Annotated in this window: 28 protein-coding genes and 1 pseudogene; 20 read left to right on the top strand and 9 right to left on the bottom strand. The window is 36.7% G+C overall.

What is annotated here, in order from left to right:
* Together ABH966_RS07345 and ABH966_RS07340 are read left to right on the top strand one after the other, a co-directional pair.
* The gene (locus ABH966_RS07345; RefSeq protein WP_370077177.1) at positions 1 to 873 is read left to right on the top strand and encodes a DUF4097 family beta strand repeat-containing protein; all 873 of its coding nucleotides are present in this window, start codon (positions 1 to 3) and stop codon (positions 871 to 873) included.
* 106 nt (positions 874 to 979) lie between these two features.
* The gene (locus ABH966_RS07340) at positions 980 to 1,522 is read left to right on the top strand and encodes a histidine phosphatase family protein (RefSeq protein ID WP_370077175.1); all 543 of its coding nucleotides are present in this window, start codon (positions 980 to 982) and stop codon (positions 1,520 to 1,522) included.
* Between the two features lie 132 nt (positions 1,523 to 1,654).
* Here ABH966_RS07340 and ABH966_RS07335 read toward each other — a convergent pair whose 3' ends face one another.
* A complete protein-coding gene (locus ABH966_RS07335; RefSeq protein WP_370077173.1) occupies positions 1,655 to 2,296 on the bottom strand; it encodes an SIMPL domain-containing protein in 642 nt (213 codons plus the stop codon).
* Positions 2,297 to 2,417: 121 nt separating this feature from the next.
* Positions 2,418 to 2,720 (bottom strand): YunC family protein, encoded by a 303-nt coding sequence (locus tag ABH966_RS07330; protein WP_049663111.1) that lies wholly within the window; start codon positions 2,718 to 2,720, stop codon positions 2,418 to 2,420.
* Between the two features lie 161 nt (positions 2,721 to 2,881).
* Between ABH966_RS07330 and ABH966_RS07325 the strand changes: the two genes are divergently transcribed.
* Together ABH966_RS07325 and ABH966_RS07320 are read left to right on the top strand one after the other, a co-directional pair.
* On the top strand, positions 2,882 to 3,949 hold the full coding sequence (locus tag ABH966_RS07325; RefSeq protein WP_370077354.1) for an NAD(P)/FAD-dependent oxidoreductase: 1,068 nt from the start codon (positions 2,882 to 2,884) through the stop codon (positions 3,947 to 3,949).
* A 64-nt stretch (positions 3,950 to 4,013) separates the two neighbouring features.
* Complete coding sequence (locus tag ABH966_RS07320) at positions 4,014 to 4,355, top strand: sigma-70 family RNA polymerase sigma factor family protein (RefSeq protein WP_370077171.1); 342 nt, start codon at positions 4,014 to 4,016, stop codon at positions 4,353 to 4,355.
* A gap of 57 nt (positions 4,356 to 4,412) precedes the next feature.
* On the opposite strand, the gene ABH966_RS07315 is transcribed toward ABH966_RS07320, so the two are convergent.
* On the bottom strand, positions 4,413 to 4,535 hold the full coding sequence (locus tag ABH966_RS07315; protein WP_256469487.1) for a hypothetical protein: 123 nt from the start codon (positions 4,533 to 4,535) through the stop codon (positions 4,413 to 4,415).
* 289 nt (positions 4,536 to 4,824) lie between these two features.
* Between ABH966_RS07315 and ABH966_RS07310 the strand changes: the two genes are divergently transcribed.
* Positions 4,825 to 5,562: a polysaccharide deacetylase family protein gene (locus tag ABH966_RS07310; protein ID WP_370077169.1), complete on the top strand. Its 738-nt coding sequence runs from the start codon at positions 4,825 to 4,827 to the stop codon at positions 5,560 to 5,562.
* Between the two features lie 102 nt (positions 5,563 to 5,664).
* Here the strand turns inward: ABH966_RS07310 and ABH966_RS07305 are convergent, their stop codons facing one another.
* Positions 5,665 to 5,922, bottom strand: coding sequence for a hypothetical protein (locus ABH966_RS07305; RefSeq protein WP_370077167.1), 258 nt, complete (start codon positions 5,920 to 5,922; stop codon positions 5,665 to 5,667).
* Positions 5,923 to 6,029: 107 nt separating this feature from the next.
* Here ABH966_RS07305 and ABH966_RS07300 point away from each other — a divergent pair, with 107 nt between their 5' ends.
* Entirely contained in the window at positions 6,030 to 6,821 is a 792-nt protein-coding gene (locus ABH966_RS07300; RefSeq protein WP_370077165.1) for a DUF2268 domain-containing putative Zn-dependent protease, read from the top strand.
* A gap of 258 nt (positions 6,822 to 7,079) precedes the next feature.
* Here the strand turns inward: ABH966_RS07300 and ABH966_RS07295 are convergent, their stop codons facing one another.
* The 3 genes from ABH966_RS07295 to ABH966_RS07285 form a co-directional block, all read right to left on the bottom strand.
* Positions 7,080 to 8,402 (bottom strand): CitMHS family transporter, encoded by a 1,323-nt coding sequence (locus ABH966_RS07295; protein ID WP_370077163.1) that lies wholly within the window; start codon positions 8,400 to 8,402, stop codon positions 7,080 to 7,082.
* A gap of 105 nt (positions 8,403 to 8,507) precedes the next feature.
* Positions 8,508 to 9,221, bottom strand: a complete 714-nt coding sequence (locus ABH966_RS07290) for a response regulator (RefSeq protein WP_370077161.1) — start codon at positions 9,219 to 9,221, stop codon at positions 8,508 to 8,510.
* The gene (locus ABH966_RS07285) at positions 9,190 to 10,719 is read right to left on the bottom strand and encodes an ATP-binding protein (RefSeq protein WP_370077159.1); all 1,530 of its coding nucleotides are present in this window, start codon (positions 10,717 to 10,719) and stop codon (positions 9,190 to 9,192) included. The genes ABH966_RS07290 and ABH966_RS07285 overlap by 32 nt, the downstream gene beginning before the upstream one ends.
* A gap of 744 nt (positions 10,720 to 11,463) precedes the next feature.
* Between ABH966_RS07285 and ABH966_RS07280 the strand changes: the two genes are divergently transcribed.
* Both ABH966_RS07280 and ABH966_RS07275 read left to right on the top strand, forming a co-directional pair.
* Positions 11,464 to 11,976 carry a DNA-deoxyinosine glycosylase gene (locus tag ABH966_RS07280; RefSeq protein ID WP_370077157.1) on the top strand — a complete coding sequence of 171 codons (513 nt, stop codon included), beginning with the start codon at positions 11,464 to 11,466 and terminating at the stop codon, positions 11,974 to 11,976.
* A 282-nt stretch (positions 11,977 to 12,258) separates the two neighbouring features.
* The gene (locus ABH966_RS07275; RefSeq protein WP_370077155.1) at positions 12,259 to 12,735 is read left to right on the top strand and encodes a hypothetical protein; all 477 of its coding nucleotides are present in this window, start codon (positions 12,259 to 12,261) and stop codon (positions 12,733 to 12,735) included.
* A gap of 235 nt (positions 12,736 to 12,970) precedes the next feature.
* Here the strand turns inward: ABH966_RS07275 and ABH966_RS07270 are convergent.
* Positions 12,971 to 13,469: pseudogene (locus ABH966_RS07270) on the bottom strand (SRPBCC family protein).
* A 133-nt stretch (positions 13,470 to 13,602) separates the two neighbouring features.
* Here ABH966_RS07270 and ABH966_RS07265 point away from each other — a divergent pair.
* The gene (locus tag ABH966_RS07265) at positions 13,603 to 13,962 is read left to right on the top strand and encodes a YybH family protein (RefSeq protein ID WP_370077153.1); all 360 of its coding nucleotides are present in this window, start codon (positions 13,603 to 13,605) and stop codon (positions 13,960 to 13,962) included.
* Here ABH966_RS07265 and ABH966_RS07260 read toward each other — a convergent pair.
* The gene (locus tag ABH966_RS07260) at positions 13,959 to 14,753 is read right to left on the bottom strand and encodes a sulfite exporter TauE/SafE family protein (RefSeq protein ID WP_370077151.1); all 795 of its coding nucleotides are present in this window, start codon (positions 14,751 to 14,753) and stop codon (positions 13,959 to 13,961) included. The genes ABH966_RS07265 and ABH966_RS07260 overlap by 4 nt on opposite strands.
* A gap of 271 nt (positions 14,754 to 15,024) precedes the next feature.
* Between ABH966_RS07260 and ABH966_RS07255 the strand changes: the two genes are divergently transcribed.
* From ABH966_RS07255 to ABH966_RS07205, 11 genes are all read left to right on the top strand, one after another.
* Positions 15,025 to 15,837: an alpha/beta fold hydrolase gene (locus ABH966_RS07255; protein WP_370077149.1), complete on the top strand. Its 813-nt coding sequence runs from the start codon at positions 15,025 to 15,027 to the stop codon at positions 15,835 to 15,837.
* Positions 15,838 to 15,880: 43 nt separating this feature from the next.
* Entirely contained in the window at positions 15,881 to 16,447 is a 567-nt protein-coding gene (locus ABH966_RS07250; protein WP_370077147.1) for a nucleotidyltransferase family protein, read from the top strand.
* 23 nt (positions 16,448 to 16,470) lie between these two features.
* Positions 16,471 to 16,965 (top strand): DinB family protein, encoded by a 495-nt coding sequence (locus ABH966_RS07245; protein ID WP_370077145.1) that lies wholly within the window; start codon positions 16,471 to 16,473, stop codon positions 16,963 to 16,965.
* Positions 16,947 to 17,777: a helix-turn-helix domain-containing protein gene (locus ABH966_RS07240; protein WP_370077143.1), complete on the top strand. Its 831-nt coding sequence runs from the start codon at positions 16,947 to 16,949 to the stop codon at positions 17,775 to 17,777. Before ABH966_RS07245 ends, ABH966_RS07240 begins: the two co-directional genes overlap by 19 nt.
* A 221-nt stretch (positions 17,778 to 17,998) precedes the next feature.
* Positions 17,999 to 18,982: an ABC transporter substrate-binding protein gene (locus tag ABH966_RS07235; protein ID WP_370077142.1), complete on the top strand. Its 984-nt coding sequence runs from the start codon at positions 17,999 to 18,001 to the stop codon at positions 18,980 to 18,982.
* 89 nt (positions 18,983 to 19,071) lie between these two features.
* Positions 19,072 to 20,079 carry a FecCD family ABC transporter permease gene (locus ABH966_RS07230; protein ID WP_370077140.1) on the top strand — a complete coding sequence of 336 codons (1,008 nt, stop codon included), beginning with the start codon at positions 19,072 to 19,074 and terminating at the stop codon, positions 20,077 to 20,079.
* Positions 20,072 to 21,103: a FecCD family ABC transporter permease gene (locus tag ABH966_RS07225; protein ID WP_370077138.1), complete on the top strand. Its 1,032-nt coding sequence runs from the start codon at positions 20,072 to 20,074 to the stop codon at positions 21,101 to 21,103. The genes ABH966_RS07230 and ABH966_RS07225 overlap by 8 nt, the downstream gene beginning before the upstream one ends.
* Before the next feature lie 29 nt (positions 21,104 to 21,132).
* Positions 21,133 to 21,915, top strand: coding sequence for an ABC transporter ATP-binding protein (locus ABH966_RS07220; protein ID WP_370077353.1), 783 nt, complete (start codon positions 21,133 to 21,135; stop codon positions 21,913 to 21,915).
* Positions 21,912 to 22,691, top strand: coding sequence for an alpha/beta hydrolase (locus ABH966_RS07215; RefSeq protein ID WP_370077136.1), 780 nt, complete (start codon positions 21,912 to 21,914; stop codon positions 22,689 to 22,691). The genes ABH966_RS07220 and ABH966_RS07215 overlap by 4 nt, the downstream gene beginning before the upstream one ends.
* A 94-nt stretch (positions 22,692 to 22,785) precedes the next feature.
* Complete coding sequence (locus ABH966_RS07210) at positions 22,786 to 23,262, top strand: GNAT family N-acetyltransferase (protein ID WP_370077134.1); 477 nt, start codon at positions 22,786 to 22,788, stop codon at positions 23,260 to 23,262.
* 12 nt (positions 23,263 to 23,274) lie between these two features.
* Positions 23,275 to 23,919, top strand: coding sequence for a hypothetical protein (locus ABH966_RS07205; protein WP_370077132.1), 645 nt, complete (start codon positions 23,275 to 23,277; stop codon positions 23,917 to 23,919).
* The last annotated feature ends 31 nt before the right edge of the window (positions 23,920 to 23,950 follow it).

The following is a 23,950-nucleotide window of genomic DNA, read 5'->3' as shown; positions in this document are numbered from 1 at the left end:
GTGAAAAAAGCAATCATAGCCTTAATATTCGTTATTGCGGTAGGAGGAATATTCTTCACTCTTAAAATCAATGGAGAAAAGAGCATCACTGAAGAACAGTCCTTTGATGTTGAGCAAATAGAAGAACTAGAACTAAACATAGAGTCCTGGAATATAGCATTAGAAAATACAGAATCTGATAAACTAACAATTGAATTTGAAGGTAAGCAACAACAAAAGCAGCAAAGCAATCCTGTTGAAATTAAGAAAGACGGAAATAAAGTAAAGGTACTTCAACAAGACACTGAAAAAGGGGCTATGAAAAACTTTAGCTTTGGAAAAAAAGATACTATTCACATTTATATCCCTAAAAATGCAGTGAGTAAGATTGCATTAAAAAATAGTTATGGTGATATCAAAATTAACAACATTGAAACAGAAGAACTTTCGATTTCAACGGATTCTGGCGCTAAAATCATTAAAGGACTATCGGCTGATAAAGGTACAATTACATCAAAAGATGGTGAATTAAGTATCGTAGACAGTTCTTTAAATGAATTAACGATAGCTGCTACAAATGGTGATAGCTATATTACTAGGGTCAACAGTCCGAAAACGAAAATTACTTCGACTAGCGGTGAAGTCTTAATGAAAGAAATCAGCGAAGGAAAAGCACTATTTGTAGAAACGTCTTCAGGGGATATTACAATCTCATACAAAGAGGCACCAAAATCATTAGGGGTTATAGCGAACAGTGAATCATCTGACATAAGCGTTAATTTAGAAGGTTACCAGAAAGAAAAACATACGGAAAACCAAAAGAGAGGTAAGATTGGTGATGCATCAAACGAATTGGAACTAATTAGCAAAGGAGGTATAATAAACGTAAAATAAAAACTTACAATCAGTGAGGTTAATGCATATTGTTAAGACGAGAACTTGTTTCAAAAGTAGTGGATAATAATGATCGGTCCTCCATATTTCCTCTAGGAGGTTAGAAATGGCTAAACATATCTATGTAATAAGGCATTGCGAAGCCAAGGGACAGTCACCGGATGCTTCTTTAACAGAACAGGGCTTTCAGCAGGCTGAAGTTTTAACAGAGTTTTTCGCTGACAAAAAAATTGATCGAATTATTACTAGTCCCTTTTTACGAGCAATTCAAACTATAGAACCGCTAAGTAAGAGGGAAAATATAAATGTTGAAATTGACGAACGCCTTTCAGAACGCATATTAAGCACAAGTGATTTGCCCGATTGGTATGAAAAACTTCTAGCAACTTTTACCGATATGGAGTTAAAGTTTGAGGGTGGAGAGTCAAGTAATGAAGCGATGGAACGTATCGTTAACGTCGTTGAGGAAACTTTCAAAAGTGAGTCTGAACATACAATTATCGCTAGTCATGGAAATATAATGACCTTACTTTTGAAAAACTATAATAGCGATGTTAACTTTCAATTTTGGACACGTCTAAGTAACCCAGATGTTTTTCAGTTAAGTGTTAAGGATCATGAAGTGACTCTAGAACGTATATGGGAATGATAAAAATAAATAGCCTCCTATTCAGTAAAAGTTCGATGTCACTAGTTAAAACGTATTCAGTGTGTAAGTTGATTGGATTGGAGGCTGCTTCAATAACCTCAAGAGCCTTCAGGTATGAGGTAGAAGGCTCATTTAATATTGAAACTTCACTCTGACATTCGCATTAATAGTAATTTGACCTTGTTCTATAGGTGTAGAAATGGTGGAATCAACCGTCGCCATTGATCTATATAGGACAGGTCCAGTTTCATGTTCCTCAATGATTTCGATTGGCTGGGGTTGGATGGGCAAATGCATCGTTTCAGCAATTGTTTTGGCTTTCATTTGGGCATTATGAAGAGCTAAGCTGAGTGCCTGCTGGTAGTATGTATCCGTATTTTCAATGTTAAAATGTATAGAGGAAATGCGGTTTGCACCATTTTGCACAGCTGTATCAATGACTGAGCCAACCTGATTTGTATTAGTTACTTTAACGGAAATGGCATTTGTCACTTCATAGCCATTAAAAACTTGTTTACCATTTTCAAATTCATAATGAGGTGCAATATTGTAGCCTGCCGTTTGGATATGTTCTTTTGGGATATGAAGAGCTAAAATGGATTGTATGACACGATTCATAATCATCGCATTTTCCTGCTGTGCATCTTGTACATTTTTCGCTTGTGTACTTACCTCTACTTGAAGCTGGACATAGCCTGCTTTAGCCATTACTTTTCCGGTTCCAGTCACAACTATGACACGGGGAGTTTGCTGACTAACATTTGTATAATACATAGAATACCACCTTTCAAAAGGCTCATACTATGCAAGATGAAATCGTTCAATTGAGTTTTATAATGAAGAAAAAGCGCCTAGTTTAATGCTTTGACGCTTTATTTATATCCAAAAATATCGATTATACCATTTTTAATAATGCCTCTACGCCAGACATTCCTTCAGTAATACCAAGTTGATGCGCTTCATATGTCACGGACTCTAATGGAGCCGTCAATAGCTCATCAATTGTTTTCACACCAACTGCTCGACCAGCAATAATCTTCCGGTCTGCTAAGCGGTCATTTAATAGACCAACATCTAAAGCCCCACACATAATGTAGCCCGTATCATTTGAAATTGTCAGCAGTGTTGTTTTTGGCAATTGAACAACTACTGCAGTGAAAAAATGGCCTTTAATCATAATAGGCTCAATTATTACCATCCGAAATCACTCCTTTTCTCTATATACATATGGCGATAGATAAAAAGGTGTTCGACTTTTCATTAAAAATTATTTGTTACCTAAAACGAACGACGCAAATGTATTATCCTCGATCATAACTTTTAAAAACCTTATAAATGATGTCACAACCGATTAAGTAAATTCGTTATAAGGAAAAAAGGAGGAGTTATGATGAAGAATATTGTCATTGTAGGCGGGGTTATGCTGGAATAAATTTATTAGAGGGATTAAAAAAGGAATTTCAAGGTCAAATCGGAAAATCAGTAAGAGTTATTTTAATTGATAAAAATAGTTATCATTTAAAAAAAGTATTACTTGTTCGGGCTGCGATAAGGGATATAAATTTGAAAATACCTTTTACCGAATATTGTCAGAACGGGATTGAATTTATTCAAGGGGAAGCATTAGCTCTTCAGAAGCAAAATCAACAAATTACTATTAAGATGGAAAACGAGAAAACTATAGATTTACATTATGATTACTTGGTGCTGGCATTTGGAAGTGTAATTAGAGAGATATCTAAAGGTTTTGGTGGAATCACTTTAAAAGATAAGCAGAGCTCCATAGAAATAAGAGAACAACTATTGTCACTGATGGAATCATTTAAAGCCTTGGAGAAATCACAACAAAACCAAAGTTTATTTAAGGTAGCTGTTGTAGGTGGAGGAATCGCAGGTATTGAAACAGCTGCTGAAATTGCTGTGTGGTCTAAAGAAAAGTTGGCAGAAGCAGGTGTTAATCCAAGTTTAGTGGAAGTTTTACTTTTTGATGCAAAGGATCGACTTTTACCAGAAGCACCTGTGAAAGTAAGTGAGAAACTCGTCAACCATCTTGAAAATATTGGGGTAGTCGTCAAAAATGAAACAAGGGTTTCTCATTGTAAAGATGGTCAGTTATCTACTAATGATGGCCAAAAATATTCTGTAGGAACTTGTATCTTTAATCCTGGGGTAGAAGCAAATCCAATCATTTCTAGATTAGGTTTACCTATCTCAGAAGAGCATCGAATTATTGTTAATCATTTCTATCAGGTTAAAGATGAGGAACATATTTATTCCATTGGAGATTGCGCATTAGTAGTAGATTATAAAAATAATCTTCCAGATGGTATGACATGTAAGGAAGCTATTCCACAAGCGACAAGGCTAAGTAAAATATTGAAGGCATCAATAAACCAAACACCAGTGAACATATTACACGAGTCATAAGCTAGTTAGAAAAAATAGTATAGTTACAGACAAGTTGGAAATAAAAAATACAGTGACTGTTTTCATGTCTGCTTTTCAACAAGGAAAGGTCAAGGAGCTTGTTCATATTTTAAAAGAAGATGTTGTTTATTATGCAGATGGTGGAGGAAAGGCTACAGCTGCATTACATCCTATTTACGGTCGTGAAAAAGTTTTCCGTTTATTATCTGCTCTTTTTCGTAAGTTTGAAAATAATGAAGAAAATTATACATTAGAATTGATGAATATTAATGGTACAACTGGCTTAGCATTAATACTCGAGAATAAAATTCAGGCAGTAATTGGCTTCGAAGTTGGACATGGACAAATCGAAGCAATTTATTATATGGTAAACCCTGAAAAGTTAAGATATGTTGCTGAAAATTGATTTATACGTAAAAAGTCAAAAGAATCAACCCGTATCATATGAGTTGATTCTTTAAAATTATTTTGTATAAGAAAGCATAGCTGTTTGCTTGAAATTTTTTAACGCAACCGTTGCCTCGTTTTTAGTTTTATATTCGAACATACGATAAGTATTTTGTTCAAAAACTGTAATAATCCACATAATGAAAGATCCCCTTTGTTGTTTTTTTGTATTATAACAGATGGTGGAATGATTGATTTTTTCTTGCGTTGTTATATATCAGTTATGTCTTTTATTTTACATCAATTAGTGAAAAAAGAAAGTACTTTGTGAGTGTTTTCACATTTCGTTCAAAATATAACAGGAAATTTAATTTTTTTGAAATAGTTAAGAGGAGAAAACAGCCAAACCTTCACAAGTATAATTCAATGTAATTCGTAAATAGTAAGTTGACGGAGTTATGTGAATTAGAAATTGGGAGGTGATGCTTATGACACGTAAATATATATTGGTTTTATCCCTTTGTTTTTTAATTATATCGGTATTTTTTACAGGGCTGACAACTTATGCGGATAAAGGTCGACCTTATTATGAGGAGACAGGGGAAGTTGTGTGGGATATTAACACAAAAGACAAAATAATTGCTCTAACCTTTGACGATGGACCTCATCCCAAATATACCGCAGCTATTTTAGATTTATTGGCAAAGTATGATGCAAAGGCGACGTTTTTTGTTATTGGAAAAAATGCAGAAAAATATCCAGACCTTGTTTTACGATCTTATTCTGAAGGGCATGAGCTGGCCAATCATACGTATTCACATCCGTTTAAAGCTTCCGTAGCTGAATTACAGGCACAACTACGTAAGACAAAGGAAATAATTTATGGTATTACTGGATTTGCACCAGTTTTGTTTCGTCCTGTAGGTGGTTACTATAATGATCAAATGATCAATTCTGCTGTTAAGGATGGATACAAAGTAGTTATGTGGTCTTGGCATCAGGATACTCAAGATTGGAAACAGCCAGGAGTTAACAAAATTATCCAAAAAGTGATGAAGGGATCGAAGCCTGGAGATGTTATTTTGTTCCATGATGGAGGCGGAGATCGTACGCAGACCATTAAGGCGCTGGAAGAAATCTTACCAGAACTTAAAAAACAAGGTTATACATTTGTCACAATATCCGAGTTGATTAAAAGCAAACAGCAACAGGAGCAAGTGCAATAAGGAAAAACAAGCCATCTCAGCAACATGAAATGGCTTGTTTTTTTCCCCGATGACAGTAAGTCTTTCATCGCGCAGCGGATAGTATAATTAGTCATTTCAATATTACCAAAATAGTAGTGGTGCTAGGGCAATTCCGGCAACTGCTCCAAGTGCGATACCAACTCCAAAACCGGCTCCTGGTCCTCCCCAACCCCAATAACCTAAACCATAACCGCCAAATCGTCTATCAGGTTGAATCCATACCTGTCTTCTATCCACCCTAGTTATTTCTCCGTAATGTACTCTGCCACCTCGTTCTTCAATTCTTACACGTTTACCATGATATTGACAACAAAGATTATAAGTATTAGCTGGATTCACAAACTATCCCTCCTTTCGACTTCCTTATAAGCTAATATATGCGGTTGCAATCATTATCACTAGCCGATTGTCTACTTCAGACATAAGCTATAGTAAGGGGGGAATGTATGTCTGTAATACCAACAGATGAGTGGCTCAATCAATTAATAGCTAGTCAAAGGCTTAATCTCAGTAAAAACTTTGAAGACTTACAACGTTCTATTCTTTGCGATCGTTTAGTAGGGATTTTTATTGGTGGATCTCCAGATGAAATACAATTTGAACTACAGCAACAGGGGTTTTTTAAATCACATGAAAAAATAGACATTAACAAGTTAAAAAAACAAAACGTTTGGGAAGTAGTACAGAAGGAATTTAACTATTTAAAGGAGAAATGGAACGGTCCAACAATACCAATCTATATCTTTCCGATCACGCAGGAGCAAACGATTACTAATAAAAACGGTGTAGCCTATCCAAATGCTATGTTTTTATATATTGGAGAGCTTGAAAAGCAGGAGCTTAAAGCGTTATTTGCACATGAGTATAATCATGTTTGTCGTCTGCAATATTTAGATAAATCTCTAGATGAAGTGACTCTGTTAGATTCTTTAATTTTAGAGGGATTAGCAGAATGTGCAGTGGAGGAGATTTACGGTGATAAATGGTTAGCGCCATGGTTGAGGTCCTACTCATTAGATAAAATGCTAGAAATTTGGAAGGAACATTTTTTACATCAAATCAATATTCAGGGTTTAAACAATCATGCTGAATTTTTATATGGTGGAAAGCTTCCTCAATGGATAGGGTATTGTATTGGTTATGAAATTGTAAGGACGTATAAAAAAAATCATTCATCCAATAACCTGCATGTAAAAAGCTCAAAGGAAATACTTGATGGCTCTGATTTTCCATTATAATCAATACCTAAGTAAAAGGAGAAGTGGAGACTGGGCGACTCCTTGGGGTCAGATCAAGATCACAGATCGCAGCGTCACGGATGAAACCCTAGAGCACAGCGGATGTGTTCTGTGCGAAAGCAACAACAACAACAAAAGCGGCTCATCGGACGCCCCAGGAAAGCGCCCAGCCAGAACGGAAATCGACCCTACGCTATGAGGATAGAAAAATAACCAGTTGCCGATTAATACTCGACAACTGGTATTCTAGTTAATTTATTAGATAGCAATAATTCCTAGTGCTACAGCAATGAAAAGTAAAGTAATGCTCAATCCCCACATCCAGAAGAAAGAGTACTTTAAGTGTTTCCCCATTTCTAAGCCTGATAAGCCTAAAGCTAACCAAACAGCAGGGGCAAGTGGCGATACAAATGTACCTACAATATTACCAATAATCATTGCATAGGCAGTTGAAAGAGAATCAATATCGAAAGATAAGCCAATCTGTTCAACTACAGGGAATAAAGCGAAGTAATATGCATCTGTACTTAGTAATAAATCAAATGGTACCCCTAATACCCCGATAATGATATGTAAATAAGATGATAGGGCGGATGGTAGAATGTTTACAGCGTTGTTGGCAATTGCAGTTAACATCCCAGTACCATTAAGGATACCTAAAAATAATCCAGCAGCAATGATGATAGATGCCATCGTTAAGGCATTCGGAGCATGTGCTCGTACACGTTCCATCTGTTCTTTAGGAGAACGATAGTTGATTGGTAAGGCGATGGCCACCCCAATTAAAAAGGCTAATCCTGCTGGTAAAATACCTGCAACTAAAATGCCGATAACAAGAACAGTAACAATTGCATTAATCCACAATAGTTTTGGTCGTTGTAAGCTTGTGTCTACTTCTGATGAAACAACACCTTGTGTAATAACATGATCATCATTTGTGAAGTCAAGGGTACCATATTGTTTTAGAATACGGCGCTTTTCTCTAAAACCAAGGAACACTGCTAAAGCTATCATTAACACGACACCAATGATTTGAATAGTGATTAAAGGATACCAAAGTTCAGTTACATCCGTCTCTAAAACTGAAGCAACACGACCTAATGGACCACCCCAAGGAATCATATTAATAACTGCTGCAGCTCCCCCAACTAGTAACAGCAATAGATATGGATTCATGCGTAAACGTAAATATAAAGGCAATAATGCTGGGATTGTAATTAAAAATGTTGAAGCACCAGAACCATCTAGCTGCGCTACTACAGCAATGATCACTGTTATTACTGCAACGACAATAATATTTCCTTTTGAAAGCGCAATCATTTTATTGATCAATGGTTCGAATAATCCTACATCCTGCATAATACCAAAGAAAATAATAGCAAAGATAAACATAACAGCTACGTTCATCACAGAGCTTAATCCAGAACTAAAGAATTCTCCTAATTCATCAAAATTAAAGCCAGCTATAAATGCTGCTACGATAGGTGGTATTACCATTGCTACAAGTGGTGATACACGACCACTAATAAGTAGAGCAACAATAATAATAATTGTTAAAAATCCGATTATACTTAAACTCAAAAATATTTCCTCCCTTTGTGATCAATCATTCTGATTATTTAAAAAATATCATAGTGCCAAAGGGAGGAAAACAATATAGTCATATGTTAAATAAAGAATATAATATTAGTTTTGTTCATAAGTTCCATGATATACATATTTCCGTTCAGGTCTTCCGACGGTGCCGTAAATCAATTTTGTCTGTAAAAACTGTTCGCCAACTAAGTATTCTAAATAACGGCGGGCTGTTGAACGACTTGAACCGATGAGTTCGCTTAATTGTGAGGCTGTAAGATCCTGGGTTTTGAGATCTTCGAAAATGCTTTTAACAATCTGCAATGTGTGCAAATCAATGCCTTTTACAAACGTTTCTTCATCTATTATTTTATTGGTGGATTCCCTATAAAATAATGAATCAAGATCCTTTTGAGTGACATTTTTGCTATTTTGAAATAAATGATGTTCCTGTAAATATTTCTGAAATGCTCTTTGAAGTCGTTGCTCTTCAAAGGGTTTTATTAAGTAATCTGAAATCCCTAAGTCCAATATATCCTTTATTAAACTTATTTCAGTTGCTGCTGAGATTACGATAATTTTTATAGATGGATAGAGGTGGCGAATATGGCTTACTAATGAGCTACCTTCAACATCAGGAATATACAAATCTGTTAATATAATTTCTGGTAAACTAGAGGTCGTCTTTAGCTTTTCAATCGTTTCTTTTCCTGTGCGTAAATTTTCAATAACGATAAATCCTTTTATATTATGAACATAATCTGCATGAATTTTTGCTACTCTAAAGTCATCTTCAATAATCCATACACTTTTTGATATTGTCATTCTCAATGTCTCCTTTAGGAACTATTATTAAAAAACATGCTCCTGATAAATCACCTGAATCCAATAAAATTTCCCCATTTATCTCCTGAAGGGCTTTCTTGCTTATAGCTAGCCCATGTCCGCGATCTAACCCTTCTTTAGTAGATACCCCTTTTGTAAAAATTTTATCGTACATATTGTTATCAATACCTGGTCCATTGTCTTGAATCTCAAATAAGTAATGATTTTTATAATTGTTAATTGATAGTTGAATCACTTTATCTGAGGATTCCCAGCTTTTTAAAGTTTCAATAGCGTTTTGAAGTACATTACCAAGAGCTGTTAGAATAGCGTTTTCTTGCTGCTTAGATAATTCGATAGATGAAGAAATTTCGTTTAGCTCGAGTTTGATGCCTAGTTCTGCGGCTTCTGCAATTTTCCCCTGAATTAATGCAAGTAGAAGAGGGGTTGTTACATTGCTATTTAAAAAAGCTTGATTTTTAAGTTGTATATTTCGTTCTTCTTTAATAAATTCAATGGCTTCGTTGTAATGCTTATGAACAAGTAAACCTAAAATGATATGAAGCTTATTAGCAAATTCATGAGTATATGCCCGTTGAACATTTGCATACTGCTTCATCTGTTTTAATTCATCGATGATTTTTTGAATATCTACTTTCTTTCTAAAGGTGTATAGTGAGCCAATTTTCCTTTTCTTTTCAACTAAAGGCGTTTTATTTAAAATGATAATATGCTCATCAAGTGGTAGCTCTAGATTATGAATGTTTTTCTCTGCAACAATTTTAGGCGTAAAAATATGTTCAATTTTTGCACCCATCCAATCTGATAGAGATTTATTGTGAGCTGAATCTAGCATTTCATAAGCACTTTTATTGATGGTCGTAATTTGATTAAAGTGATCGACAGCTATTATACCCTCGGCTGTTGTTTCTAAAATGACCTTGTTTTGTTGATATAACTTAGCAATTTGAATAGGTTCCATATTAAACAATAACTTTTTAATATAAATGGAAATAGCTATTGCACCCAATATGCCTATTATAAGAATAAATACGGTGTATTTGATCCATTTGTGAATATAGCTTTCGATGATTGTATCGATATTTTCTGTTAAAAAACCGACAGATACAACACCAATAATTTTATTGTCTAATATGATGGGGGCTTTACCTCGAATAGATTCGCCTAATGACCCTATAGTTTTAGAAATATAAGCTTGTCTATCTAGCAATGCAGCATCATTATCTCCACCAACCATTTTTTCTCCAATTTTATCTTTTATAGGATGTGAATAACGAATTCCTTCAGAATTACCAACGACAATATATGCTGCGCCAGTTTCTTTTCTTAAAGGCTCGACGATTGGTTGGATGATTTCACTTGGATTTTCTTTATCAAATGCGGTAATGATTTCTTCCATAGATGCGAGGGTTTTTGCAATATTTAATGCTTCCTCTCCCATCTGTTTTTCTGTCGTATCCCGAATATGTTCTTGCAAAAGATACATAAACATACCACATATTAAAAGAATCAAAATACTTATTAAAAAAATCATTTTAACTGTAAGAGATTGGAACCAACTTCTCATATTTCACCTCTATGTAGTTTGATACTCGGAATTAATTTTTCTTCGTATAGGCACTTTTAAAAAATAAGTGACTAAGTGACAGTATGCTAACAAAAACATCTCAAAAAGAGTGCATTTGAATTAGTCTATCATAAATATCCAACAAATAGAGAAAGGCCCTCAAGCTTGATTTATTTTAAGATAGTGGAGAAACCATCACTAAAAGATGTGGATGACATTTGTTATAAGTGGCTTTGAAAGTTGATTGGAGTGGAGGCTGGGCGACTCCTTGGGGATTAGCGATAAAGGAACGAAGGCTAAAACCATCACATCCTGTGGTAACGCCTTCGTGACCAACATCGGTGCTGCTGCCGCTACGTTAGCACTACGCTTTCGCGCAAAAAACATCTGTTGGCCCGAGACCCTGGAGCGAGCAACGCGAGTGAAGCGGCTCATCGGACGCCCCCAGGAAGCTTTGCTCTGTGCGAAAGCGAAGCGACAGCAATAACAAATGTTTTCTGTAGCGAAAGCAAAGCGTCAGCTACAAAGCGCCCAGCCGGAACGGAAATCAACCCCACTGTATAGTGATGAACCTTGATTTTTGATATTTGATACATGCCCTTCAATGACATTGACACAAATTTTCCGCTACAATTTAAGGAAGGAGTGATTGTAATGTCGAATGAACTTAAAAATGTATTACGACCAGTTATTGATTTATCAACGAAGGTGTTAATCGTCGGCTCAATGCCAGGAAAGCAATCATTAGAGAAACAACAATATTATGGTAACCAACGCAATCACTTTTGGCCGATTATTGGGGAAATATTAGAGATGGATGTACCTCAGGATTATGGACAAAGATTAAAATGGCTAAAGGACCATCATATTGGTCTCTGGGATACAATAGAATCGTGTGAGCGTAAAGGAAGCTTAGATGCGGCCATTCGTAATGAAAAACCGAATGATTTTAAAACGCTTTTTGAACACTATCCAAATATTGAGTTAGTGCTTTTCAATGGCGCAAAGTCATTCGAAGTTTTTAAAAAGCATATTGGCCTTGAGGTTTTAGATGGTCGAGCATATCAGAAAATGCCTTCTACTAGCCCAATACCAGGTAAAAATATTAAATCTTTTGAAGAAAAGCTTGAGGATTGGCGAGTGATGAACGCGTATTTGCCTAGATAATTACATTACAAAAAATCCCCTCCGATTAGTGTTATTTGACGGAGAGGATTATAAGTACTATTGAATAGGACATTACTGCCGAGTGTTTAGTTAGTTCCTGCGGGGCTTTAATAGAATTTAAAATGATATTTTTCAGCAAAGGTACGACTTTTTTTCTTGGAAAACATACCTTGTAAATACGATTACGCTTTAGAACGACTGAATACAAGACCAATGGGCAATTTGCTCAACGGTTATTAGCCCTTTTACATATATTGAATTATGTAAAGGGAGGGGTTTATCATGTACAATCCATATGAAGAAATTATGCCACTGCCAGAACCCGGTTTCGAACCATCATTTGGACTTCCTGGCTTTAGACCGCCACCATCATTTGGACCACCCGGTTTTGGACCACCACCATCATCTAGACCACCAAGTTTTGGGCCGCCACCACCGTCTGGACCGCCTGGTTTTGGGCCGCCACCATCATTTGGACCACCTAGTTTTGGACCACCACCAGCAGGTCAAATGCCTCTTGGACCACCGCCTAGCTTTGTGCCATCACTTCCACCTTTTGGAGTAGGTACAAGTGGTATTCAATCATGCTTATTCAGGAATACGTATATATGGATGTTAAATGGAACAGGCTTTTGGTTCTTCCTAACTGCTGTAGGAAGAGAGTTTATTGCAGGGTTCCGTTGGAGTAGTAGAAGTGGTTGGCGCTTCCAAACTATTGCAAGAAGAAATATTCGCTCGTATGAATGTTCGAGATGGTAATTAGGCGTATTAAGTAGCCATGTTAAACTTTGTTCCTCTATTACTAATCCCCAAGAAGTCGTCTAATCGGAACGAAGACAAACTATATTACTTAGCATGTATCTTCTAGTATGTTATTCCGAAAGCGAATAAAACGTAAATCACCTAAACGTCTGCATTGACCATTTTATTTTTCAACAAGAATAAAACTCCTAAAGCATGTGTCTCTGCTCTAGGAGTTTTATTCGTGATATGTTTAAATCTCCTCTACAGCATCCACAAGTTGTTTATACTCTGCAAACCATTTTTGCCATTCTTCCATTGGAAATTTCTCATGTACAGTTCCGTTTAATAAGTCCGAAAACAGGTTTAAGCATATATGCCAGCCGGCTAAATCTTTAGGCGTATGGTCAGTTAGCCCACCAATCGTTTCAAGTAATACTAATATAGAGCCATTGTCAGTGGGGGAGAGTTCAAATCTTACTGTATCTTTGCCCCAATCAAATTTCAAATTCGAGTACTTCCTTCTCGGCATAGTCTGTAATCGCTATTTCCTTATAAGCATTTGTTTCATCATTCATATTAAAATGGATTTTGCCATTCTTTCGAAGATCAATGATTTCTAAATTATTCATCCATTTTTGAAGCTTTTCATTCTCCGTTAATACGGCCCAAACAGCATCAGCTGAATGTGACAGCGGACGGTTGAATTTTACGACATAGTTATTTTGTTGTTTTTGAATAGTAGCGAGCATAAAGATCCTCCTTATTTACTTTACCTCATCATAAACTGTTTGAAATAGTCTTGTCACACCTTCTGCTATTTCATTCTTTTTTGTTTCTAAGTAGTAGAATTCCGGTTAATATTAGTAAAAAGGGGGAATTACCATGCCGTATCAACAAGCTTTAGAGAGTTATATTGCAGCGACAAACTCCCATGATTTTAATAACGTAAAGGAAATTTTGCATCCGCAAGCAGTGTATTGGTTTTCGGATAAAACATGCATAACCTTAGAAGAAATAGGTGCTTATTTTAATAATGCTTGGAATTTGATAAAGGAAGAGATATATTCAGCTACTAATGTCCAGTGGCTTACGGTTGATGAACAATCAGCTACCTGCATTTATACATACCACTATGAGGGCTATCATAACGGAAAATTTGTATCAGGTAGCGGAAGGGCAACGAATATTTTTACTGTCCTAAACAATGAATGGAAGTTAATTCATGAACATTTAAGTAGTTAAATGATTTTTATTGCTACTTGAATAAGTAGTAATGTAATGATGATTATTAGTAGTATTTTAGCTGCTTTTATCGGAATTTTCGGTAGAATTAAAAGTCCGAGTTGGGAGCCGATAATGGAGCCTATTGCCATCGCTATTGCATATTGCCATTGAATAAAGCCAGTTTGGTAAAATACTAAAAATGCCCCTGTACAGCTCCCGAATATAAGTACACGTGTGAGCTGCACAGCCTTTATGTAGGAGTAATGATAGCGTAAAAAATGCAGTATGCTGAAGGTTGAAGAGCCGGGTCCAAAGCCGCCATCATAAACTGCAATTAAAAATGGCTGCCATAATTTATTACTGTGTTTAGTGTTATTTTCTTCTGAGCTAATAGTCCATTCTTTATTTTTCAACGTTATAAATAGGGCGAAAATAAGTAGCATGCATGCAATAATATTCATTGTTTTTTCCGAGATGGATACTGTTAGGAGTGCTCCACACACGCCTCCGGCAATTGCTACAGCAACATATTTCATAATAGCTGCTAGACGAAGCTCTTTATGATAAAGAAGATAAAAGATGCTCGACAACGCTGCAATGCCCGATGAAAATTTATTCGTAGCAATGCCTGTTTGAATAGGTATACCAACAAGCATCATAGCAGGGATCGTAATTAGCCCAGCACCTCCAGCAAGTGTACCGATAAAAGCAGCAATAACTCCGATACCGACGAGCGTCAGTGAAAGCTTTGTATAAAAAAGTCCTATTGCAATGGCAACGGTCACAATGAAAATAAAAATTTTTTTCATAAGCGGCTCCTTTAATGTTGTTAGTTAAAGGGTAATGGTAAACAATTTATAAATCTAATATATTATTTTTCGTTTTGTATAAATGATATTTATACAAAGTACAACTGATTTTTTCTTTTTAAATACTACTCGAAATACAGTCTCCTTAAAGCTTCAACCTCTCCTAATTTATTATGCTTACGTTCATCTGCATAGCCCCTTTGAAATTGAAATATAAATAGTTATTATTGTAAGTAATGGAAGTCATTATTGAGCGAAGGGGATGGTAGCAGTGAAACAGAATATATATCAATGGGGCGACTCACAAAATCCAACGTTAATCTTTTTACATGGGCTAGGGAGTACGGGCCAAGCATTTGGAGAACTAGCAAAACATTTATCAGAGTATCATTTCGTCACTTTTGATTTACCTGGACACGGCTATGCAAAAGCCTTGGAAGAAGAAAAGGCTTATTTTCCGTCCAATTTGATTGAAAACATAGAAGAAACAATAAATCAGCAGTTAGGGTATACATCTCATTATTTAATAGGTCATTCTTTTGGGGCTGATTTGGCATTGCATTATGCCGCTAAATATCCTAAACGAATAAAGGGAATTATTTTGTTAGATGGCGGTTATTTGTCGCCGAAAGATCTTGGCATGTCATTAGAAACAGAATTACAAGCTATAGAGAAATTTTGCGATGAAGTAAGATTCCCATCATGGGACGTATTTTTTGAATCGGAAAAAGAAGAGCTTTCCCGATGGTCAGTAGAGCTGGAAGAGGCATCGAAAGCTCAAGTTAAGGAACAGGATGGAGAAATTAGACTAACGATTTCTACTTTTACAGGGCAATCTATCATAAAAGGTATTTATGCAGAACCTGTCACAGATATAATTGCACAGGTGCATTGCCCGGCTCTATTGATACGCGCAACAAAACCAACTGAAATAAACTCTACTAGAAAGAAGAGTATTCAAATTTTGCAAACAAGAGTTAAGAACTTGGCTATTGAACCAATCACGGATGCGGGGCATGATATTTTCCGTGAAGCACCTAAGGATGTTGCTAAAAAAATAAGAACATGGGTTGAGAATCATTAATAAAGAAATAGCGCAAGCATTGGTATGACAAATTCTGAGGTGAATGAAACTGATAAAAACAGAAGAAGAGCTAAAAAACTTAATTGCAGCAGATGAATGGATGATGGAAATTTTAACAACTGTAGAAAAGCTACAATTACCAGATTCATGGGTATGCGCTGGATTTATTCGCTCGAAGGTGTGGGATTTTCTACATAAAAAGGAGTACAGAACACCATTAGCCGATATTGATGTAATATATTTTGATAAAGTAAACTCTTTAGAAAAATATGAGAAGCAGTATGAACAAAAATTGACGAAGTATTTACCGAATGAGCCTTGGTCTGTGAAAAATCAAGCGAGAATGCATGTAGTAAATAATAGTGAACCTTATCAATCATCTATTGATGGCATTGCGCATTTTTCAGAAATACCGACAGCTATTGGTGTGAGGCTAACTAATGGAAGACTTGAAATAGCAGCACCTCATGGTATCAAGCACTTAGTTTCTGGGATTGTCGCTCCTACACCATATTTTCAGAAAGGCTCTCCAATGCATGAGGTTTATATGAATAGAGTTCGTAACAAACAGTGGGAATTAAGCTGGTCGAAGCTACAGATTGTCTACTAAAATGAAGCGAAGGAGCTGAAGACTTGTATTACGATAAACATCAAATAATCTCGCATTATGAAAGATCTATCGTGTTTGTGGAAAGTTTATCAAACATAACAGAAGAACAATGGCGCACGTCTATAGAGCCTGGAAAATGGACGGTTGCAGAGGTCATTGGCCATCTTACTCCGTGGGATGAATTTGTGGTAAAACAACGTCTACCGTTTCTTTTTACAGAAGAAAGCTTACCAAAAGGACCGGCTGTAGAAGAGATGAATGCTAGTGCGGCAAGGAATAGTCGTGCACAAAGTAAAGAAGAAACGATAGCCGATTTTATCACTCAGAGACAGCAACTAATTGACGCACTTTATCAAATAGTGGTTAAGCAATGGCAGCAGCCTTTTACAATAGGTGCGTCAGAATTAACACTTTCCGGTTATTTTGCTAGTTTAGTAGATCATGATTTGCATCATTTTTCTCAAGTACAAAAAGTTTTAAAGAATATAGAGGGTATAAAGTGGATATCAAGCATTTAATCGATTATTATGCACATGCGTCTGTAAGTTTTACAGATGTTTTTACAAATAAAATGGAGCCGGGCCAAATAGATATTGGTCGAACAACAGCTCCTGGGAAGTGTGGCTTGGTTGTGCCGCTGGCGGGTAGCGCTATATTTAGCTTTAACGGTATCCCTTATGCAATGGAGCCGGGTATGGTCGTACACGCAGGGCCACAAATGCCAATCGAAATTAAAGTTACTAGCGATCAGGAATGGGAGTATGCAGTTGTACATTATCATATTCCTCCCGAAGAAATACCTCAATATCCATTATCAGCTCAGCATTTTTTAATCAATACAGGCTATCATACAAAAATTATTGACTATGTACAGCAGCTAATAGAAAGCCAAGCAATGCCAGGTAATATGTCAATATTCAAAGCAAAGATTCTATTTATGAATCTTTTGGAAGCCATTCTTATGTCGGCAAAAGTGAAGGTTCTTGATACGGCAAGTGAGCAGATGGAGCAAGCTTTACAGTATATACATGAGAATTATGCTAAACAACTTTCTGTTTCGAAAATTGCTGAAGAATTTGGCGTGGAGCGTCGTAGGTTTGCCTATTTGTTTGAACAGCATACTGGGATGAATCCTAGCATTTACTTAACGGAATATCGTATACGACGGTCGAAGGAGTTACTGAAATATGACAATTCGCCAGTAGCGGAAATAGCTGAATGTGTAGGTTATGTAGATTGCTTTTATTTTAGTCGAGTATTTAAAAAATGTACGGGAATGTCCCCGACAGCTTATCGGAAATTAATGATGGAGGAAGCTAAATACGTATAAAAAGTTGTTTCTTGAAAAAAGAAGCAGCTTTTTTGTTGTTTCAAATCGGCAAAAGTCCATGTGATTCATGAAATTGTCCATTCACAACAGGTTTTCTCTTTGTTAGGATAGTATCCGTAAATGATAATGAATATCAATTAAATTAATAAAGTCTATTGACTTATAAATGAAAATGATTATCATTATCAATATAATTAAGTTCGTTAGGAGAGAATAAATCTATGAATAAATATTTTAAAATGTGCGCACCCGCTTTATTAGCTCTATCCTTGGCTGCATGTGGTACGGATAAAGCGGAAGAGTCTAATACATCTACAAATAATACGGCAGAAACTAGTGCAACAGAAACACAAACAAATCAGGCGAAAACACAGACGATTACATACTTAGGCGAAAAATATGAACTTCCTGCAGAAGTGAAAAACATTGTAGCTGCAAGTTTAGAATCTATGGAAGATGCGGCAATGCTCGGTATTAAGCCTGTTGGTGTACTTGATATCGGTGGAAAAATTCCTTCCTATCTTGCTTCTGAATTAGAAGGTGCTGAGCTTGTTGGAAATAAAATGACACCGAATACTGAAGCCATTCTTAAACTTGATCCAGATGTTATTTTAGGTTCCTCAAAATACCCTGAGGAAATGGCTGAAAAGCTTAAAAAAATTCAAACGATGATTCCATATTCACATGTCTCTACAAATTGGAAGGAGAATCTAACATTACTTGCCCAGCTTACAGGTAAAGAAGATGAGGCGAAAAAAATCATCGCTGATTATGAAGCGAAGGTTGCTGATTCCCAAGTGAAATCTAAAGAGCAATTAGCGGACAAGCAAGTTCTAGTTATTCGGGTACGTGGTGGCATAATGTATATCTATCCAGCAGGCGTTTACTTAAACCCTGTTTTATATGAAGATTTAGGGGCTCCGGTACCAGAGGTTTTAAAAACAGCAAAGGCACAGGCCGAACTATCGCTTGAAACATTAGCAGAGGTAAATCCTGATGCTATTTTCCTTCAATTCGAGGAATCAGAAAATGCTGACGCACCAAAAGCGTTAGAAGAGCTACAAAAAAATCCGATTTTCGCAAGCTTAAAGGCATCACAAAATAAACAGGTTTTCGTGAATGCAATTGAACCGTTAGCACAAGGTGGTACTGCATGGTCTAAGGTGAAATTCTTAGATATCGCAGCTGAAAAATTACTTAAATAGTTTAGACAGGCTGGTAGTAGATTTGGTGGCATCACCAGGCTATTACCAGCCTTTTAAAGGCATAATTGATATAGAAAAAGGTGTGGAAATTGAAAAAAACAAACATGGTGGCATTTTCAATAGTAGCAGCTTCTCCATTCCTAATTGCGGTTGTGGCATTAGTATCTGTTATGTATGGCACAAAAGACATTAGCGCAATTACGGTGTGGCAGTCGATTACTGCATTTGACCCTTCAAATGTGGATCACCAAATTATTCGAACAGGACGCATCCCTAGAATTGCCGCAGTGTTACTAGTTGGAGCATTTTTAGCAGTAGCTGGGGCAGTGATGCAAGGTATTACACGAAATTATTTAGCGTCCCCATCATTAATGGGAGTTAATGATGGTTCAGCATTTGTGATTACGTTAGCAATAGTATTTTTCCCAGGGCTTCCTAATTACCAAATGATTCTACTTTCAATGCTTGGTTCAGCATTAGGGGCAGGGATTGTCTTTGGTTTTGGCTCTTTAATTCGAAATGGTTTATCACCAGTAAGGCTGGCCATTATTGGAACGGTCATTGGTACGTTTTTAAGCAGTATTGCTACAGCCATTGCGATGTATTTCCAAGTATCACAAACGGTAAGTGTTTGGTATAACACAAAGGTACATATGGTGGATATGGATATGCTCATGTTAGCTGTTCCATTTGGATTAATTGGTTTAGTTCTTGCACTGTTATCAGCTAAGGCTATTACAATAACTTCACTAGGAGAAGATATCGCTATTGGACTTGGACAAAAAACAAAAGCAGTGAAAATTATTAGTATGCTTGCTGTAGTTTGTTTAACAGGTACAGCAGTTGCACTTGTAGGAAAGATAGCCTTTGTAGGGTTAGTCATTCCTCATATTACACGTTTCCTTGTTGGAGTCGATTATCGCTTTATCATTCCTTGTGCAGCTGTAGTAGGTGCGTTTTTCTTAGCGCTCTGTGATGTACTCAGTCGCTTTGTTAATTATCCATTCGAAACTCCAATCGGCGTATTAACGGCCTTGGTTGGTGTCCCATTCTTCCTATACTTAGTTCGTAAACACGGAGGTGAACAACGTGCGTAAAAAAACCTCAAGTGTATTTGTTATGACTGTTTCCATACTCGTGTTATTTATTTTAGGTGCCAGCTATCTCCATATGACAAATGGTGTCTTTGATATGTCGGTGATGGATGTTTTAAAAACATTGCTGCGCATTGAACCAAATCCAAAATTCGATCTTGTCATTTTTGAATTCCGTTTACCACGTATTGTTATTGCAGCATTAGTAGGTGTTGGCCTAGGGATGGCAGGTGTTGTGCTACAAGGCATTACGCGTAATGGACTAGCAGATCCTGGGATTTTAGGGATCAATGCTGGGGCTGGTGCAGCGGTGGTCATATTTATGTTTTTCTTTCAATTACGTCTCACATCCGCTGATTATAGTAGCTGGTTATCGATTTTGATGATGCCGATTTTTGGATTCGTCGGTGGTGCGATGGCAGCTATGTTGATTTTCTCATTTGCCCGAAAAAATGGTCATTTAGATATGCAACGGCTAATTTTAACGGGGATTGCGATTAATAGTGGCTTTGGGGCATTGTCACTGTTTTTATCATTGAAAATGAATGCTCAAGATTATGAAGCTGCCGCTGTTTGGATGGCAGGCTCTATTTATAATGCAAACTGGATCTTTGTTGTGACAATGTTACCGTGGCTTATTTTATTAGGCTTTTATGTTTATCGGAAATCGTATTTGCTCGATTATTTTCAATTAGAAGAGGATAGTATTACTAGCTTAGGAATAGCGGTAGAAAAAGAGAAAATGAAGCTGTTATTGGCAAGCGTCGGCTTAGTAAGTGCCTGTGTATCAGTATCAGGTAGTATCGGTTTTATTGGATTAATGGCACCACATATTGCTAAACAGCTTGTTGGTATACAAAATCGTTATGTCATGCCAGTAAGTGCGTTGATAGGCGCGGGATTGCTTATATTAGCTGATTTTATAGGAAAAACAGTATTTGCGCCGTCTGAGCTGGCAGTTGGTATTGTCGTCTCGATTATTGGGATTCCGTACTTCTTATATTTACTAGTGAAATCGAAGGCATAGGAGGAAAAAGTGTGCAAACTGCATTTAGAATGGAAAATTTATCTTCTGGCTATGAGCAGATTCGTGTGTTTGAAGACTTGAATTTAACAATAGAAGAAGGAAAGGTTACGACCATTATTGGTCCCAATGGATGTGGGAAATCTACACTATTAAAAACAATTGGTCGTATATTAAAGAAGCAACAGGGCACGGTTTATTTACAGGATCAAAACATGCAAAATTTATCGACGAAGGAAATTGCGAAAAAGCTAGCTATCTTGTCTCAGACTCCTGTTGCGCCAGGTCAGTTAAAGGTTGAAGAGCTCATTGCTTATGGTCGTTATCCACATCGAAATAACGTTAATCGCTTAACAAACAAGGATGAGGAAATGATTGAATGGGCCTTAAATGTGACAAATACAATGGAGTACCGAAATCGAGAGCTTGCTCAGCTTTCTGGAGGTCAACGCCAGCGTGTATGGCTTGCAATGGCCTTAGCGCAAGAAACAAGTATTTTGTTATTAGACGAACCGACAACATATTTAGATATGGCACATCAGTTAGAAGTGTTAGAAATTGTGAAAAATTTAAACGAGCAGCATCATTGTACGATCGTTATGGTATTGCACGATATTAATCACGCGGCACGATATTCCGATCGTTTAATTGCAATGCGACAGGGGGCTGTAATGAAAACCGGAACACCTGAGGAAATTTTATGTGCAGATGTTATGCGGAACGTCTTCAATATTAATGCACGTATTATGGAAGATCCAGTTACGAAAACACCAGTATGCTATGGATATGATGTTATGAAGGAGACCAACAAATGATTGAGGAGAAAATCGTGAAAGCACTTGATTATATGACGCAGCAAATTGTATCGAAGTTTACGGATTATACGTATACGGTAAATATTTATGTACCGAACGGAGAAGTACCAGAAGGAGGCTTTCCAGTCTTATACGTATTAGATGGCTCGTCTTATTTTCATCTTGTAAAGGAAGCGGTTCGCCTACAAAGTCGTAATGCACCTAAAACAGGAGTTTTACCAGCCGTTGTCGTTGGCATTGGGCATGGCGCAGACATGCATGAACGACGATTTTATGATTTTACAGGACAAGCCGAAACGTATACTTATCCTGCTAGGTTTAAAGGTAAGGGCCATGAGAAACATGGAGGTGCAGAGAACTTTAGTAGATTTTTAGAGGAGGAATTAAAGCCAAATATTCAGGCTCAATTCCCTGTAAATATGCAACATGAAGCACTATTTGGACATTCATTAGCGGGTTACTTTGTACTTTGGCAATTATTCCATCATCAAGCAAGTTTCCAACGCTATATAGCGATTAGTCCTTCTATTTGGTGGAATGAGCATGAACTAGTAGGTTATGCGTCAACATTTTTAAAAGAGCGTCCATTTGCTTATGAAAAACTATTCATCGGTGTGGGAGAACTGGAAACCTTTATGGTTGATGATGCACAACAAATCGCGAGTAAATTGCAGAATATCATGGATATCTCCTTCTATGAAGCGTTGGAGGAAAATCATGCTTCAATCGTTCCAACTGTTATGAGTAGAGCAATACGTTTTGTGAACAAAAAATAAAGAGTGGTGACCGCATTATCTTAAGGTAATGCGGTTTATTTATGATTAAAAATTCATTATAATGTATTTTTAACCATGAAAGGAGTGTTGACAGATGAACATTATTTTAGCACAAGTAGAGGATGCTTCAGTAATTCATAACGTTATGCTACAAGCCTTTAAAGAGTATGAACATGCAACACCACCATCAAGTGCATTAAATGAAACGATTGAATCGATTGAACAGGCGATGATGAAGAAAGGAGAGCATGCCTTCATCGGTTATATCGATGAACAACCAGTTGCAATGGTAAGATTTACACTTAGTGCCCAAGGAATTTATTTTTTTAGATTATCTGTAATTCCAGAAAAGCAAGGACAAGGATTGGCTACAGCATTAATTGCTGAGCTTGAACAATTCGCGCGCACGAAAGGAAAAAGGATTAGTGAATGTAAAGTGCGTATGAGTGTACCAAGAAATATTGAGTTATATCGCTCATTAGGTTATATTGTCACAAAAGAGAGCAAGGAAGAAAATCGTAACGGTTTCTCTCTTTCTGTGGCGACAATGGAGAAACAGCTTACGAATTAGGGGGGACTGCTCTTGAGGAAAAAGCTTGGCTGTTTACATGCACATCATTCAAATATTGAGTATATAGAACAGGCATTTCAAAACATTGAGAACGTAGAACTAGTCCATTTTGTGGATCCAGGTCTTATACTTCAAGTATCGAAAGGGGCAGACAGGTTAGTTTTTAAGGTGAAAGAGCAACTCAAATGGATGGAAAGTTGTGATATGGATGCCATTTTAATAACGTGCACGAATTATATTGCATTGTTAGAGAAAGAACAGCTGGAACTTTCTATTCCAATTATTAAAATAGATGAGCCGTTCTTTGAAACAGTATGTGAAGAAAAACAGCCTCAAATGATTCTTTTTACAAATCCAGAAACCGTAGAAGGTACGATGAACAGACTTCAGCAATACGCTGAGCAACATGAAAAAACAGTAGATGTAGTAGCAAAAGTTATCGACAATACGTTTGAACTGATTATGCAGGGAAAAAAGGAAGCGTATAATAACGCTATTAGACAAACTCTTCATCATCTAGCGGAGGAGCAACGGCAAATTTTAGTTGCACAACTTTCAATGGTTGAGGCTGCACGGCGATTCGAAAAAGAGTCAACGTTAACGATTACTCATCCGTTAAAGTCGTTAGCTAAATTTGTGATGAAGTCTATAGAATAATAGTTCGTACCAAATTTTCTGAATACTCTGT

This window comes from Lysinibacillus sp. RC46 (assembly GCF_041262385.1).
GTDB lineage: Bacteria > Bacillota > Bacilli > Bacillales_A > Planococcaceae > Lysinibacillus.
The sequence above is the reverse complement of the archived record's forward strand: the minus strand, read 5'-3'. Positions and strand labels throughout refer to the sequence as shown.

Bases quoted from the DNA above. Each gene is read 5' to 3' on its own strand.
- ABH966_RS07340 (WP_370077175.1), top strand. From the start codon at position 980: ATGGCTAAACATATCTATGTAATAAGGCATTGCGAAGCCAAGGGACAG.
- ABH966_RS07335 (WP_370077173.1), bottom strand. From the start codon at position 2,296: ATGTATTATACAAATGTTAGTCAGCAAACTCCCCGTGTCATAGTTGTG.
- ABH966_RS07330 (WP_049663111.1), bottom strand. From the start codon at position 2,720: ATGGTAATAATTGAGCCTATTATGATTAAAGGCCATTTTTTCACTGCA.
- ABH966_RS07320 (WP_370077171.1), top strand. From the start codon at position 4,014: ATGTCTGCTTTTCAACAAGGAAAGGTCAAGGAGCTTGTTCATATTTTA.
- ABH966_RS07315 (WP_256469487.1), bottom strand. From the start codon at position 4,535: ATGTGGATTATTACAGTTTTTGAACAAAATACTTATCGTATGTTCGAA.
- ABH966_RS07310 (WP_370077169.1), top strand. From the start codon at position 4,825: ATGACACGTAAATATATATTGGTTTTATCCCTTTGTTTTTTAATTATA.
- ABH966_RS07300 (WP_370077165.1), top strand. From the start codon at position 6,030: ATGTCTGTAATACCAACAGATGAGTGGCTCAATCAATTAATAGCTAGT.
- ABH966_RS07290 (WP_370077161.1), bottom strand. From the start codon at position 9,221: ATGACAATATCAAAAAGTGTATGGATTATTGAAGATGACTTTAGAGTA.
- ABH966_RS07280 (WP_370077157.1), top strand. From the start codon at position 11,464: ATGTCGAATGAACTTAAAAATGTATTACGACCAGTTATTGATTTATCA.
- ABH966_RS07275 (WP_370077155.1), top strand. From the start codon at position 12,259: ATGTACAATCCATATGAAGAAATTATGCCACTGCCAGAACCCGGTTTC.
- ABH966_RS07265 (WP_370077153.1), top strand. From the start codon at position 13,603: ATGCCGTATCAACAAGCTTTAGAGAGTTATATTGCAGCGACAAACTCC.
- ABH966_RS07260 (WP_370077151.1), bottom strand. From the start codon at position 14,753: ATGAAAAAAATTTTTATTTTCATTGTGACCGTTGCCATTGCAATAGGA.
- ABH966_RS07250 (WP_370077147.1), top strand. From the start codon at position 15,881: ATGAAACTGATAAAAACAGAAGAAGAGCTAAAAAACTTAATTGCAGCA.
- ABH966_RS07235 (WP_370077142.1), top strand. From the start codon at position 17,999: ATGAATAAATATTTTAAAATGTGCGCACCCGCTTTATTAGCTCTATCC.
- ABH966_RS07220 (WP_370077353.1), top strand. From the start codon at position 21,133: ATGGAAAATTTATCTTCTGGCTATGAGCAGATTCGTGTGTTTGAAGAC.
- ABH966_RS07215 (WP_370077136.1), top strand. From the start codon at position 21,912: ATGATTGAGGAGAAAATCGTGAAAGCACTTGATTATATGACGCAGCAA.
- ABH966_RS07210 (WP_370077134.1), top strand. From the start codon at position 22,786: ATGAACATTATTTTAGCACAAGTAGAGGATGCTTCAGTAATTCATAAC.